General features: G+C 67.7%; 11 protein-coding genes. 1 reads left to right on the top strand and 10 read right to left on the bottom strand.

What is annotated here, in order from left to right; genetic code table 11:
* Positions 1-736 precede the first annotated feature (736 nt).
* Both cphA and H074_RS09215 read right to left on the bottom strand, forming a co-directional pair.
* Positions 737-3,382, bottom strand: coding sequence for a cyanophycin synthetase (gene cphA, locus H074_RS09220; protein WP_007029759.1), 2,646 nt, complete (start codon positions 3,380-3,382; stop codon positions 737-739).
* 367 nt (positions 3,383-3,749) lie between these two features.
* Positions 3,750-5,033 (bottom strand): GGDEF domain-containing protein, encoded by a 1,284-nt coding sequence (locus tag H074_RS09215; RefSeq protein WP_007029758.1) that lies wholly within the window; start codon positions 5,031-5,033, stop codon positions 3,750-3,752.
* Between the two features lie 228 nt (positions 5,034-5,261).
* Between H074_RS09215 and H074_RS09210 the strand changes: the two genes are divergently transcribed.
* The gene (locus H074_RS09210; protein WP_007029757.1) at positions 5,262-6,212 is read left to right on the top strand and encodes a chitinase; all 951 of its coding nucleotides are present in this window, start codon (positions 5,262-5,264) and stop codon (positions 6,210-6,212) included.
* A gap of 88 nt (positions 6,213-6,300) precedes the next feature.
* On the opposite strand, the gene H074_RS41450 is transcribed toward H074_RS09210, so the two are convergent.
* The 8 genes from H074_RS41450 to H074_RS09175 all read right to left on the bottom strand — a co-directional run bounded on the left by H074_RS41450 (position 6,301) and on the right by H074_RS09175 (position 15,064).
* Positions 6,301-6,576, bottom strand: coding sequence for a hypothetical protein (locus H074_RS41450; RefSeq protein WP_235096711.1), 276 nt, complete (start codon positions 6,574-6,576; stop codon positions 6,301-6,303).
* On the bottom strand, positions 6,573-7,838 hold the full coding sequence (locus H074_RS09205; protein WP_007029755.1) for an ABC transporter substrate-binding protein: 1,266 nt from the start codon (positions 7,836-7,838) through the stop codon (positions 6,573-6,575). Before H074_RS09205 ends, H074_RS41450 begins: the two co-directional genes overlap by 4 nt.
* 49 nt (positions 7,839-7,887) lie before the next feature.
* Positions 7,888-9,918, bottom strand: a complete 2,031-nt coding sequence (locus H074_RS09200; protein WP_235096710.1) for a hypothetical protein — start codon at positions 9,916-9,918, stop codon at positions 7,888-7,890.
* A gap of 176 nt (positions 9,919-10,094) precedes the next feature.
* Positions 10,095-10,631 carry a hypothetical protein gene (locus H074_RS09195; RefSeq protein ID WP_007029753.1) on the bottom strand — a complete coding sequence of 179 codons (537 nt, stop codon included), beginning with the start codon at positions 10,629-10,631 and terminating at the stop codon, positions 10,095-10,097.
* Positions 10,632-10,753: 122 nt separating this feature from the next.
* The gene (locus H074_RS09190) at positions 10,754-11,023 is read right to left on the bottom strand and encodes a hypothetical protein (protein WP_007029752.1); all 270 of its coding nucleotides are present in this window, start codon (positions 11,021-11,023) and stop codon (positions 10,754-10,756) included.
* An 87-nt stretch (positions 11,024-11,110) separates the two neighbouring features.
* Positions 11,111-11,752, bottom strand: a complete 642-nt coding sequence (locus H074_RS09185; RefSeq protein ID WP_007029751.1) for a TetR/AcrR family transcriptional regulator — start codon at positions 11,750-11,752, stop codon at positions 11,111-11,113.
* Positions 11,753-11,948: 196 nt separating this feature from the next.
* Positions 11,949-13,115 (bottom strand): acyl-CoA dehydrogenase family protein, encoded by a 1,167-nt coding sequence (locus H074_RS09180; protein WP_083920394.1) that lies wholly within the window; start codon positions 13,113-13,115, stop codon positions 11,949-11,951.
* Complete coding sequence (locus H074_RS09175) at positions 13,112-15,064, bottom strand: ATP-binding protein (RefSeq protein WP_007029749.1); 1,953 nt, start codon at positions 15,062-15,064, stop codon at positions 13,112-13,114. The genes H074_RS09180 and H074_RS09175 overlap by 4 nt, the downstream gene beginning before the upstream one ends.
* Between the last annotated feature and the right edge of the window lie 2 nt (positions 15,065-15,066).

Here is a 15,066-nt window from a genome sequence, read left to right as displayed (position 1 = left end):
ACGTAGCTTAACTTGATCAACCTTTCGACCTGCGGTTTCTTGTCGGCGACGGTAGTCGGTGCGACCTCGGGCAGGTTTCTCCATTGTGGACAGTGACTGGTGTGGCGACAGGGATGCGTGGGGCGCTGACCGAGGGGGTCGTGAGTGATAGGGGTCGTTATTGAGGGGTAAGGCAAAGGTGGCGTGGTGGGGGGGCGTGGCGCGAAAGCCACTTTCCGGACATCCAACGTCGCGAAAGTGGCTTTCGCGACACGCCCCCACACCACGCCACGTTTGCCTTACCCCTCAATAGAACGACCCTTATCACTCACGACAGCCGACGCCACGCCAGCACCGCCGAGCAATACTCAGGCAAACCCGGGCCCCTGCCGTTCCGCCCCGGCCAGGACAACGGCGACATGGAGCTGGTTTTCATATTCAACTTAAGCTACGTGGCATTGCATTAGAACGCTCTTTACCACTCACGACCCCCGTGCGGAACCGTGCATATGGATATCAATCGGATATCTTGCCACCAGAAAGTGTCCCATGTGGACACTCGATGCACGACCGGTCTCGTCCGCCAGTCCAGAACAGCGCGGCGAAGGACTCTCTGTCCACCGTGAAGTCAGCGAAGAAGGCTTTCACAGCAAAAGGGTCGGTCACGACACGTTTGCCTTACCCCTCAATAACCGTCCTTACCACTCACGAGGCTCGCCACCAGGACATGCCACCTGCTCCGCGGTGATCGGCGTCCTCACTGTCGGTCGTCCACCCACGGGGTCGCGCCGAGCCGGTCGAGCAAGGCGAGGACGGGAGGCAACTTCTCGTAGAGGAGAAGGATCGGATCGCCTGGGGCGTCAAGGACACAGGCTGTCGTGAAGGCGTCCTCGAGATCCACTGCGGGCACGCACCAGATGTCCGGCCGGACTTCGCAAAGCGACGCGATGATCAATTTCGTCATTTCCCCGCGCTCGCGACCTCGCAGGTCTTCGTCCTCGTAGACGACCACCCGATCGAATACCTGAGCCACCGCGTGGGCTGACTCGACGACGAGATCGTCGCACCGGTCGCCCGGCAGCGTGATCACGGCCACGGCTGCTCGGTGCCAAAGCTGCTGGACAAGCTGTCCCATGACACTGATGGCAGCGGGATTATGGGCGTAATCGACAACGATCGGCATATCCCCCAGCCGTAAGATGCTGGGGCGGCCGGGGTTGTCCCTACCGGGTTCGAGCGTGGCCAGAAAACGCCGCAGGTCGTCTTTGCCGACACCGAGCGCGCGGCAAGCCGCCACAGCGGCCAGCACGTTGGCCACCATGAAGGAGGCGAGCCCGCTGAAGGCGCCTGGAATGTCCCGTACGTGCAGAAGCGCCGTGCGCTGAGTCCCGTCGGCCTCCACCAGCCAGCCGTCGTCGATCGTGTATGCGGTCCCGCCCTGCCGAAGGTGCCTTTCCACGACCGGATTGGCGGGCGACAGGCTGAAGAACCGGATCACCGCGTCGCGGGCTCGCACGGTCGGCCTCGTCGCGAGGCCGGCCGTGCCTGGATCGTCGGCGTTGAGCACCAGATGGCCGCCATCGCGGATCTCTTCGGCGACCAGCGACTTGATCTCGATCAAGTCGTCCACCGTGTGGATGCCGTTCATGCCGATGTGGTCACGCGTGATGTTGGTGATGACCGCGACGTCGGCGCTGTCGTATCCGAGTCCACGACGAACGATCCCACCCCGCGCGGTTTCCAGAACGGCGACTTCGACGCCTGGATCCCCCAGCACCATGTCCGCGGATCTGGGCCCGGACGCGTCGCCCTCGTAGATGAGGCGGTCGCCCACCGAGACCCCCGCGGTGGTGGCCATGCCCACGCCAAGGCCGGTGCGGTGGAGAACGTGCGCGATCAGGCGTGCGGTCGTCGTCTTCCCGTTCGTCCCAGTGACGGCGACGATCGGGATCCGCGCCGGAGCCCCTTCTCGATAGAGATGATCGATGATGACGCCGGCCACGTCACGGGCCGCGCCCTCGTTCGGCGACAAGTGCATGCGAAGCCCTGGTGAAGCGTTGACCTCGATCACGGCCCCGGCGTGGGTACCAGGAACGAGTGGCGCGCTGATGTCAGGCAACCGCAGGTCGATTCCGCAGACGTCGAGTCCGACCGCGACCGCCGCACGCGTGCATATCCGCGCGACATCGGAGTGGACGAGTTCGGTCACGTCGCGACTGGTGCCGCCGGTCGACAGGTTCGCGTTACGCCGCAGCCAGACGACTTCTCCCAGGGCCGGCACCGATTCGAGGTCATGGCCTTGGCGCACCAGGTGGGCTACCGCGGTATCGTCCACCACGAGCCTGGTAAGCGGACGGCTATGTCCCTCTCCGCGCCTGGGGTCCTCGTTGACCTGCTCGATCAGGGCGGCGATGTCGGATACTCCGTCGCCGGTGACGTGAGCCGCATTCAGTTCGGCGGCGGCCACGATACGTCCATCGACAACCAGGACCCGGTAGTCCCGGCCGGGTACATACGACTCCATGAGGACGCTACCGCCACCAGCGAGACGGAAGGCCGCGATGGCCTCGTCCGGAGTCGCCAACTCGGTGAACACATTCATTCCCTGCCGGCTGAACAGCGGCTTGATGACCACTGGCCCGCCGAGTTCGTGGAAGGCCGTCCCGACAGCCGCGGCGCTGCGCACCACGACGCTCTCCGGGACGGGTATTCCGGCAGTCGCGAGCAGCCGCGTGGTGAGTTCCTTGTCCGAAGCGATGTCCACTCCGATGGCGGAGGTCTGCCCGGTGATCGCGGACCACACCATCCGTCTGTGACATCCGTATCCCAGCTGCAGCAGGGTGCCTTCACTGAGCCGGCGCACCGGAATGTCGCGCTGCCTGGCCGCACGGGCCAGTGCTTCAGCGCTCACGCCCAGTCGCGATCGCTCGTAAACGGACGCGAGCCGGGAAAGTTCAGTGGTGATCTGTGGTGCCCGGCCGGCGAGCATCTCACCGGTCAAGTGCAGTGCCAGCCGAAGGAGATCCCCGGCCACGGAGTCTTCGGCCCATTCATCCCTCGGGCACTCCAGAACGACGTCGAACGAGCCCGGCACATCGGTCTGGAGTGTGCGGCCGAAGTTCACTTCGCGGCCGATCAGATGGGACAACTCAAGCGTCACGTGCTCGATGACGTGCCCGAAATAGGTGCCTTGATTCAGTTTTCCGACGAAACCACCCGGCCGGGCCGTCCCACAGTGATGCTCGGCCAAACCAGGCAGCAGATCGAGGAGCCGTGCTGCGAAGCCGACATCGTCGGCGCTTTCGCGCCCAGCGAGTTCCCCTAGATCCAGGCGCGCGATGATGACCGGACGAGAGAGGTACAGGTTAGGGGCGCGCAACCGCGTTATGCTGTCGATTCGCATCGCGTTCTCATCTATCGGTTCAATCCTCCGTCAGCGTCCGCCTTCGAGACCGTGTCGCATGGGCCACCCTCTCCCGCAGGCCGCACCACTCCACTCCGAGTCCACCGGCGGCTTCACAGGCAGAATGCCAAAGCAACGCGGCAACAACTCCTCCGGTGCACCTTGCACGGCGGCCGAAATGCGACCACTGCAAAACCGGCGAATCAGAGGCTTCGGCCCGTCCTGATATTGGCGACAATTCGCCACCACGAAAAGGGGCCATGTATCTGGCTGGAGACGACTCGGACTTCGGATTGCCTATCGGCGTGCGGCCGCACGGCGCAGGACGTGGACCTTCGAGCCGGCCTTGCCCTGCTCGGACCGGGCTCTAAGCGAGCGGCTCCTCGGGTTCGAAGACGACGGTCCGGTTGCGCCCGGCCGCCTTCGCCGCGCGCAACGCCTGGTCCGCCGCGCCGATGAGCCGGTCGAGGGTCTCACCGTCGGCGGGATGCGACGATACCCCGATCGAAACGGTCGTCCCGGCGAACAACGGATCGTCCGGCTTCGTCCCACCCAGTGAGACCGAAGTCGACGCGATCCGCAGCCGGATGCGTTCGGCGATCGCGTGCGCGTCGAACCGGCTCGTGCCGGGCAGCAGGACGACGAACTCCTCGCCGCCGTACCGGCCGACCAGATCCGCCGCCCGGACCTCGGCGCGCAAGCTGTCCGCGACGGCGCGAAGGACGTCGTCACCGACATGCCTGCCACACTGGTCGTTGAGCCGGGCGAAGTGGTCGAGATCGAGCATCAGCAGGGAAAGATCCATGCCACGGCCGCGAAGGAGATCGAACTGGGTACGGGCACCGTCCAACCAGGACGACGCGGTGAGCAGCCCGGTGCCGGAATCCGTGCCGGCATGGCCGCGCAGGGCGCGCATCGTCCCCGCACGGTGCAGCACCACGACCGCGCCGGCGAGCACCACCGTGACGAACGGCCAGTCCGCGGCCGACCACGCGAGCAGCAGTCCGAACGCGACCATCGCCGCGTCGAAGGCGAATCCCGACGGCTCCGCCCCGAATTCCGCCGCCGGCGCGGCCAGCGCGGCGTCGACGGAAAGGAACACCAGGCCGGTCGCGAAGGCGAGGGCGAAACTCTGGAAATCCCTTGTCGCGTCGGCGAACGGTGCACCCAGCAGCACCGGGACGAGCGAGGCGCCCAGCGCCGACAGCATGGTGGCGGCCGCCGCGAACACCTGGCGATGCGGAATCCCTCGCCGGATCCGGAACCAGCGGTACACCGCCGAGGCCACGACGAGCACCGCGGCGAGGCCGGGTGGCAGCAGCAGCGCGCCCGCGAAGATCCAGGCGGCGTCCAGTCCGGCGCCGAGCCGGGTGTCGGCACGGGACCGCTCAACGGGACGCGAAAGTTCCGAGCTGAGGATCATTCCCGCCAGCAGCGCGGAAAACGGGAGCAGTGACGACCACGCGGGCGGGCGGAGGGCGAAGAGGTACACCGTGGCGGCGAACGCGGCAGCTTCGACGAGGAGCAGATATCCGATCAGCCCGCGCCTGGGCAGTTCCCACAGGCTCCAGGCCCCCAGCATCCGGCACGGCGCGGCGAACCGGCCACTTCGGGCGCCGCTTCCGGTCGCCATCAGGGAGTCCCCCACCATTTCGGCAAACTAGCCGGTTCGAGCAGGGCTGTCACTCCGCTTTCCGGGTCATCGGCACCCTACGAAGGTCGGTCGTTTTCCCGGCGACTTCCGATTGATCCTTGACAGTCCTCATTGGTCTAGTCCACCGTGAGTGAGCACACGGTTACCTCCTGGTTGATACGCCGCGTCAAGACGGAGGTGCTCCACACCTGCGCGTTCGTCGCGCGCGTACCAGTTGGAGGACCTATGAAATCCCTACGACGCTGGGCAACCCTGGCCACCACCGTCGGCGCCGCTCTCGCCACGGCCGTCGGCCTCGCCCCCGTCGCTTCGGCGGCCGCGGATCCGGTGCTCGCCTCGCCTTATCTGTACCAGTGGTCGGGACAGAGGGACCCGATCGCGGCGATGAACGCCACCGGGGTCAAGGCCTTCACCCTCGCGTTCATCCTCTCCGACGGTGGCTGCAACCCGAAGTGGGACGGCAGCCGTTCGCTCACCGGCTCCGACGCCACGATGATCAACAACATCCGGGCCAACGGCGGCGACGTCATCCCGTCGTTCGGCGGGTGGTCCGGCACCAAACTCGGCCCGAAGTGCGGCACCCCGGCCGCGCTCGCCGGCGCGTACCAGAAGGTCATCGACGCCTACAAGCTCAAGGCCATCGACCTCGACATCGAAAACACCGACGAGTTCGAGAACTACACCGTCCAGGACCGGATCCTGAACGCCGTCAAGATCACCAAGCAGAACAACCCCGGGCTGCGCGTGGTGATCACCATCCCGACCGAGGTCGGCGGCCCCAACGCGCACGGCAAACGGCTGATCAACCAGTCGAAGGCACTCGGCGCGGGCGTCGACGCGTGGTCGGTCATGCCGTTCGACTTCTCCAGCGGCGGCGACATGGCGGGTAAGACCCGCAGTGCCGTGGACGGGCTGAAGAACGTCGTGAAGTCCACCTTCGGCCTGAGCGACGACGCGGCCTACCGGCGCAGCGGTCTCTCGTCGATGAACGGGAAGACCGACGTCGCCGGCGAAACCGTCAGCGTCGCCGACTTCCGCGCGATCCGTGACTATGCGGCGAGCAAACATCTCGCCCGGCTCTCGTTCTGGGCGGTGAACCGCGACTGCGACAACTGCGCGGGAATCTCGCAGGGCAAGTACGACTACACCAAGATCGTGGCGGGTTACACCGGCTGACTCGCGGAGTACATGAAGGCCCCCTTCCTTGCACCTGGCGCAAGGAAGGGGGCCTTCATGTACTTCAGTGGGCGAGGGCGGCGAAGCCTCACCCTCCGCAGTCCGGCGCCGTGTTCAGCGGCCGTCCGCGCGACCACACGAGGTCGACCGGATGCACCGAACCGTCCGGATCGATGGACAGGATCGGCAACGCCTTGTCGAGCTGATTCCCCGTCGCCTGGTCGAACGCGATGAACCCGGTCGCGCCGGGCACCGGGGAGTTGCAGTCGATGCTGCGCAACACGTTCGCCACCGAAACCGGATCCGCCGACACGTTCTGCACCGCCGCCTCGACCGCCGCGGCGACCGCGTCGTGTTCGATCATCGCGGCACCGTCCCACAATTCCCCCTTGGGAAACCATGGGTACCGGTGAATTCGGCGACGAAGTTGTCGTGGTTCTTCTTGTACGTCGGATGCGCCGGATCGGCGGCGAACATATCCCACTGGTCGGGATACGCGAGTGCCGTGTAGCGGAGCTTGACGCTGATGTCCTTGTTCAGCTGCAAGGGTTTCCCGGCAAGTGTGCTCGCGTCGTCCCCGGTCATCACGGTCACCGTGTCGAGCCCTTCGCAGGCACCGTCACCCGCCAGGGCCGCCACAAGGGCGCCGAGGTCGAGCCCGCGGCCGGCGAAGTAGATCAGATCGGGTTTCGCACCGCAGATGTCGTTGTGCCATCTGCTGAACAGCCCTCGCAGATACGTCTCACGCGAAGTGTCGGTGAGCGGCTTGACGTCGTAGGTCTTCGTGAAGATGACAGGGACCTTCGACGAGTTCTGGAACGCATCGGCGAGTGTCGTCGCGTAGGTGTCCTCCTTGCTGACTCCCTGGATCATCATCACGCGGCGGAAGCCGTGCGCGGCGATGTACCCGGCCGCGGCGCGGGCCTCGTCGGTGTTGGTCGGGCCCACACGGAAGAAGTTGTCGATCCGCGCGCCCTTCGGGTCGGTGTTCATGTTGTCCGCGGTGACGGTCGCGCCGATCGTGGCAATGCCGTGCCGGGACAGTTCGGCCACCAGCGCCCGGCTGTTCTCCGAACTGGTGCCGACGTCGGTGACAGCGACGATGCGCTGGGCACCGGCCGCGGCGACGATCTCCTCGGCGACGACGCGCCAGTGATCGGCGTTGCTCCCGTAGTTGGCCAGCAGGAGCTTGATTCCCGGGGGCCCGTTCTTCGGCCACGCGGCGGTGATCGCGCCCTGGATCTCCCGCCGGACGAACGGGAACGGCTGACTGTCGACCTTCGGATCGGGTGCGAGGTTCTCCAGTACCACGATGGTCTTGAAGTTGTCGCCCGCCGTCTCGTTGCGGCTCTTGATGAGCTTTTCCAACGGGTCGAGCGGATCGTCGTCCCGCATCGGACCGGAGTCGAGGTTCAACCCGACGCAGACGTACGACGAGCCGACCGACTCCTCGTCCGCGTCCACCGCGCGCAGCCCGGGACCGCAGGACTCCCACGGTCTGAACGAAACCAGCACGGCACCCAGCAGCAGGACCACGACCGCGATCAGCAGCCCCCGATGACGACGCGCCCAGCCGCGCGGCCGCACCGGCGGTCCCGTCGCCGCGCGTTCACGGGCCTCGGACATGCGGGTTCTCAACGAATCGAGCCAGGACATCACAGGGTTCCGTTCAGGGTCAGGGGAATTCGCCGCGACGGGCGGCTTCCTTGGCCGACACGAGCGCGCCGACGTCGGGCTGATGCGAGGTGGTGGCCAGCGCGGCGAAGGCGTTCGCGATCACCTGATGCTGGGCCTGCCCGCGGACCGCGAAGGGGTTGGCGGTCAGCCAGCCCGCGGCGATGAGCCGGGCGACGTTGTTCCGGATCTCGGACCGGTCGGCCGGGCACCGCGCGTTGTCCAGGTTGACGAGTTCTTCGTACAGCTCCGCGTGATCCCGCTCGGGTGGCAGATCGTCCGGCGCGTTCAGCACCAGCTCGAGCTTCGCGATCCACTCCGCGTGCGGGATCCGGTTGAACTCGCGCTCGAAGAAGGTGACGACTTCGCCGATGTCGCCCAGCGCGAGGTTGCAGTAGGCCAGGCGCACGGGATCCTGTGCGGTGTCCGGGTCGTCGCGCAGGGCCTTGAACTGGTCGGTGTAGGTCGGCCCGTCCCCGTCACCGCGCCGGGCCAGCGCGGACACCAGGTTCGCGGCGATCCACGGATGCAGGGCCGCTTGGTCGTCCGTCGAACCGGGCGAGTTCCTCGCCGTCACCCACAACGAGGTGCGCAGCTCGGTCAGGATCCGCCCGACGTGCGGCTGGTCGATCCGGCTCTGCGCGGCGTCCGGGATCAGCCAGGGCGCGGTCGCGAACGGGGCCGCGGTCACGAAGTCGTCGACATGGACGTCGTCGAGGTGCTCGGTCAAGGCGAGCTCGGTCAGCCTGCGGTAGCAGGGGTCCTGCTCGCCACGGGGGTCGGTGGTGAGCAGATCGCGGTCGCCTTCGCGCGCGTCGCTCGCCCGCAACCGCCCCGTGAGCTGCTCGACCGCCGACGGCAGCCCACCGGTCGCCCGGTGCGCGAGCGTGACCTTCGGGGTCCGCGCACCGGAATCGAGGATGCGCGCGATCCGCCCGATCGACTGGGGCGCGATCCGGACGGGATAGTAGGGCGATTCGAGCGCGCCGTTGGCCGGGTTCGCCCAGTCGTCGTATGAGGCCTCCTCACAGTCCGCCATCGGCCGGACGGCGGGCGGGGCGCCGGACGCGGGCTTCCACGGCGCCAGCCAGGCGGTGCCCCAGTCGTCGTGCCACCGCCCGCTGGTGGCGATGACCAGCAGCGCGTCGTGAGCCTCCCGGTCGTTCGGATGCTGGACGGCGTACCGTTCCCGCGCGGCGATCAGGTCGGCGAGGAATTCGGTCCCGCCGGCGTGGTCGACGTCGTCGAGCACCACCACCCAGTTGTGCCAGTGCCTGCGCTGCTGCGAGATGTCGCAGGTGCAGGGGCTCTTCTCCTCCGGCTTGGCCAGCCGCGGATGGTTCTCGCGGACGTCGCCGAGGAACGCCGCCATCAGCCACTCGTTGACCGCCTTGGCGTCACGGGCGCTGCCGTGCGCGAGCCGGTTGAGTTCGAGCAGCGCGTCGAACGGGGATCTCCCCTCGGCGTTGGGGAAGTCCGCCAGCGACCGCAGCGCCTTGCCGAGCCTCGGCCGGATGTTCCGGACCAGATGCGGGAACGTCTGGCGGAACAGATCCGCATACGGGGGTTCGACGAGACCGATCGCCTTCGCCGTCTCGGTCAGCGTGCCGAGCGCTTTGTCCAGCGCCGGTGTCCAGATGATTCCGTGGAAACTGTTGATCAGCGACTTCAGTTGCCCCAGGTCTTCATCGCGATTTCGTCCGGAAAGCTCCGCCTGAACTGCGATCAGCGCAATCGTGAAACGAACGAACTGCGGTTTCGGTCGATTTCGCCATTTACTCGACAACGAGTAAGCCAGTTTTGTGAGCACGTCGATCGTGCCCGCCCTGCCGCCTTGCCCGAAATCGAATCCGGCGTGCACGACACCCCAGCCCAGGTCACGGCGGATCGCTTCCAGCGCCGTGGTCTTCCCCGAACCGACCGGTCCGAGCAGCAGCGTCACCGGCTGCGGGCGGGACGGATTCCCCGTCTCGCGGTTGATCAGCATTCTCCGGGCGAGCTGCACCGCGGGAGAATGTCCGTCCACACTCATTTTTCCTGTTCAGCCCCCAGCCATACTCCGTGCGGAATGGAGAGTGCGAACCATCGTAGGTACCCGGCCGAAGCCGGGACACAGGAAAAATGACGCCAGACACGAAAGGACGAAATCCGGGCTGAATTGTAATTCTTGTTCGACGGCGAGCGACGACGCCGATCACCCGATCGGCGCTATCCGCCCCATTGCGGCAGGCGGCCGCCGCCTTGATAGCCGCCGGGAAAACCGCCGCCGTGGTACCAGTCGTAGTACTGATCGAGGTCGTGGTGACCGGCGCGCGGATCCGGCCGTTCCTCGGGCGCCGGGGTGGGTGCCGGGGACGGCGTCTCCGAGCCGTGCATCGACGCGGTCATCGGCGGCGGGGGTGCGACACTGCCGCCCGAAGGTCCCGAGGGAGCGGGCGACGACACCGCGTCGTCCGGGACCTCGACGGCCTGCGGGGCGATGGTCGGCGACGGTGGCGGGAGCGGCATCCCCGGGATGACCTCGGCCGGGTCGGCCGGAATGAACAGCACGGCCAGCAGCCCGCCGACGACCACGGCGCCCGCCGAAAGCGCCGAAATCCGCCGGATCCTCCCGTTGCCGCCAGCGGCGTCCGGAGCCCGGTGCTTCGGCCCGCGCGGTCCCCGGCGGCGGGGTGCCGCGCCGGCTTTCCGCATCAGCTCACTCAGGGCGTCCCCACCGGCATCGCGGCGAGCCGTGCGTGCCATCGGCACCTCCCAACCCGGTCGCCGCTCGACGGCGACGGCCTCATCCCGGGGTGGATCCTAGGAACGCGGGAGGTGGTTGTAAACGGTCGTCGTCCACTGCGGACAGACGATGCGGTGAAAGGTCAGGCGGCGGCGGTGACCGCGATGGCGGCCTCGCCCGCCTCGGTCAGCTCGGCGGGCACCCGGCCGGTGACCGCGGAGGGACCGGTGGACTCGGCGGGGCGGATGTACCCGCCGTGGGCCAGCGCGTGAGCGGTCATCTGATCGCAACAGGCGAACCCGTCGATGAAGAGATCCGGCTCGCAGCTGCACGACATCTGGGCACGGCGCGCCGCGACCGCTCGCAGCATCGCCATCGCGCGATGGGACAGTTCGACTTCTGAACCGGGCACCGGACTGGACCTCTCTCGATCGGCCACCTGAATCAGCAGCACTTACACCGTGTTATCGGCCGCTGCTCCATCAGTGTTAACAAGATCTCAGACGTTCCCGGGATTATCCAGGTTCCGTTCGATCTTCTGGCTTTTCGCCAGTGCCAAGGTGGGCTCCAGGACCCGCGCCCACTGGGAGACGATCTGCTTGCGCCGCTTCGTGTCGTCGGTCAGCAGGTTCGCCAGGCCCAGGCCGCGGGCAAGATCGAGAGTGGCCTGGACCAGCTCACGAACGCCCTGGTGGGACTCGTCGACGCCGAGCAGCTCGACGGTCACGCGGTGTGCTTCCCGGCCGACCCGCGCCTCCAGCGGCACCAAGGTCGCGCGCAGCGACTCGTCGGTCGACGCCGCGACCCACAGGTGGAGCGCGGCGCGGAACAGCGGCCCGCTGTAGAGGTTGAGCACCATGTCGACGGCCCGTTCGATCCGCGACCGCCCCGACGGCAGGTCCGCCGCGCGGGCGCGCAGTTCCACGATCTGGATCTCGCCGACGTGCTCGACCGCGGCCGCGACCAGGTCCTCCCTGGTCGGGAAGTGATGCTGGGCGGCGCCGCGCGAGACCCCGGCGCGTTCGGCGATCACCGCGACGGTGGTCCCGTTCCAGCCCAGCTCCCCGATCGTCTCGACGGCGGCCTCGACCAGCCGCCGGCGGGTCGTGCGGCTGCGCTCCTGCTGCGGTTCGCGGATCATGGCCCTGACTCTGGAGTACGAGCTTCGACTGCGTCTGATGGGGTCTCAGCGGGAAAACGTGCTTCGACCCGGAAATCGAGCCGCAGGTCTTCCTCCCGCTCGCCGACGACGTTGGGGATCGTGCTCATGGAACTCGCCTTCCGTAGTGGGCTCGTGAGTGGCAAGGACGGTTCTAACCGTCCTTGCCACTCACGAGTCAGTAGGACCGGGGCAGGCCGAGGCTGTGCTGGCCGACGAAGTTGAGCACCATCTCGCGGCTCACCGGCGCGATCCGGCCCAGCCGCACGGCCGCGACCAGCGTGCCCAGCCCGTATTCGCTGGCGAGACCGTTGCCGCCGTGGGTCTGCACGGCCTGGTCGACGGCCCGGATGGCGACCTCGGCGGCGGCGTACTTCGCCATGTTCGCCGACTCGCCCGCGCCGAAGTCGTCGCCGGAGTCGTAGAGCGACGCCGCCTTCTGCGTCATGAGCTTGGCCAGTTCCAGCTCGATCTTGATCTCGGCCAGCGGATGCGCGAGGCCCTGGTGGGTGCCGATCGGCGCGCCCCACACCTTGCGCTCGTTGGCGTAGGCGACGGCCTTGCCCAGCGCGTAGCGCGCGATGCCGAGCGAGAACGACGCGCCCATGATGCGTTCGGGGTTGAGCCCGGCGAACAACTGCGCGATCGCCGCGTCCTCCTCGCCGACCAGCGCGTCGGCGGGCAGATGGACGTCGTCGAGGAACAGGCCGAACTGCTTCTCCGGCGCGATCAGGTCCATCTCGATCTGCTTGTACTCGAAGCCGGGCGCGTCGGTCGGGACGATGAACAGCGCGGGCTTGAGCTTGCCGGTCTTCGCGTCCTCCGTGCGGCCGACGACCAGGACGGCGTCCGCTTCGTCGACGCCGGAGATGTAGACCTTCCGTCCACTGAGGACCCAATCACCGCCGTCGCGTTTCGCGGTCGTCGTGATCTTGTGCGAGTTCGATCCGGCGTCCGGCTCCGTGATGGCGAAGACCATCCGCCTGCTGCCGTCGGCGATGCCGGGCAGCCAGCGCTTCTTCTGCTCGTCGGTGCCGAAGCGCGAGATGACCGTGCCGCAGATCGCCGGCGAGACGACCATGAGCAGCAGCGGACAGCCCGCCGCGGCGAGTTCTTCGAGCACCGCGGCGAGATCCGCGATGCCCGCTCCCCCGCCGCCGTACTCCTCGGGCAGGTTCACACCGAGGTAGCCCAGCCGTCCGGCCTCGGCCCACAGTTCCTCGGTCTTGAGCCCGGCGCGGGCCTGCTTGGCGTAGTACTCGTGCCCGTACTTCTTGCCGAGTTCGGCGACCGCGGCCCGCAGCGCGACGCGCTCCTCGGGCTCGGTGAAGTTCATCGCGTTCATTCGTCGTCTCCTACCACCGCGAGGATCGTGCCCACTTCGACCTGCTGTCCGACCACCACCGGGAGTGCGGTCACGACGCCGTCGGCGGGCGCCGCGATCCGGTGTTCCATCTTCATCGCTTCGAGCCACAGCAACGGATCGCCGGTCTTGACGGTGTCTCCGGCCTCGACCGCGAGCCGGACGACGGTGCCCGGCATCGGCGCCACGAGCGAGCCGGCTGCGAGCGCCGCGTCGGGATCGGTGTACCTCGGCACCACGTTCAGTTCGACGCTGCCTTCCGGCGAATCGACGTACACCGTGTCCGCGTACCGGGAGACGGCGAACTTCCGCCGCACCCCGGAGACTTCCAGCACCACGCTGCCGCTCTCGGCGGAAACCAGTTCGACACCTTCGAAACCGTCGGCGCGCAGACCGTCACGGCCGAGGCTGTAGACGACCTCGATCTCGTCTTCGCCCCGGCGAAAACGTTTGCGCTGCCCTTGGGAACGGACGTTGCGCCAGCCACTCGGCAATCGTCCCTGCACCCGGGCGTCCGAGCGATTCGCGGCCGCACCGGCCAAGGCCGCGGCCAGCGCGGAAATCCGTACAGTGTCCACAGTGGCCAGTGGCCGGGCCAGGGTTTCGAGCCCGTGCCGGTCGAAGAACGCCGTGTCGGTCTCGCCGGCCAGGAAAGCCTCGTGGCGCAGGACGTTCACCAGCAGGTCGCGGTTAGTCACCACGCCGTGGATCTCCGCACCGGCCAAGGCCCCGGCCAGGGCGCGCGCCGCGCTCCGGCGATCAGCGGCGTAGGCGATGACCTTGGCGAGCATCGGGTCGTAGTGCACGCCGACGGTCTGGCCGCTGACGAAGCCGGAGTCGAGCCGGACACCGGGGCCCACTTCGAATTCCCGTCGCGCGGCAGGCAGTTCGAAGCGGTGCAGGGTGCCGCTCTGCGGCTGCCAGCCCTCGGCCGGGTCCTCGGCGTAAAGCCGGACCTCGATCGCATGTCCCCGCGTCTCCGGCTCGTCGATCGGGAGGTGCTCGCCCTCCGCGATCCGCAACTGCAGCGAGACGAGGTCGAGTCCGGTCGTGGCCTCGGTGACCGGATGCTCGACCTGGAGCCGGGTGTTCATCTCCAGGAAGTAGAACCGCCCGTCCGTTCCGGCGAGGAATTCGACCGTGCCGGCACCGACGTAGTCGATCGCCTGCGCGGCCTTGCGCGCGGCGTCGAACAGCGCCTCCCGCATGGCTTCACCGACGAACGGCGACGGCGCCTCTTCGACGACCTTCTGGTGACGACGCTGGATCGAGCACTCCCGCTCGCCCACCGTCCACACCGTTCCGTGGGTGTCGGCGAGTACCTGGACCTCGATGTGACGGCCGGTCTCCAGGTACCGCTCGCAGAACACGGTCGGGTCGCCGAACGCCGACGCGGCCTCCGCGCTCGCGACTTCGACGGCCTCGGCGAGTTCGCCGAGCGAGCGCACGACACGCATACCGCGTCCGCCACCACCGGCGGAAGCCTTGACCAGCAAGGGAAGGTCGGCTTCGGTGACCTCGGCCGGGTCCAGTTCGGACAGGATCGGCACACCGGCCTCGGCCATCATCCGCTTGGACTCGACCTTGGAACCCATGCTCTCGATGGCTTCCGGCGGCGGCCCGACCCAAGTGAGTCCGGCGTCGATCACGGCACGGGCGAACGCGGCGTTCTCGGACAGGAACCCGTAGCCGGGGTGGATCGCGTCGGCGCCGGTCTCGACGGCCGCCTTGATCAGCAGTTCCGGTCGCAGGTACGTGTCGGCGGGCGCGTTGCCCGGCAAGCGGACGGCGACATCCGCCTCGGCGGTGTGCGGCGCGTCGGCGTCCGCGTCGGAGAACACCGCGACCGTGCCGATCCCGGCGTCGCGGCAGGTGCGGAACACGCGGCGGGCGATCTCCCCGCGGTTGGCGACCAAGAGTTTCTGGATCACTT

Origin of the sequence: Amycolatopsis decaplanina DSM 44594 (genome assembly GCF_000342005.1) — a bacterium.
GTDB lineage: Bacteria > Actinomycetota > Actinomycetes > Mycobacteriales > Pseudonocardiaceae > Amycolatopsis > Amycolatopsis decaplanina.
The sequence above is the reverse complement of the archived record's forward strand: the minus strand, read 5'-3'. Positions and strand labels throughout refer to the sequence as shown.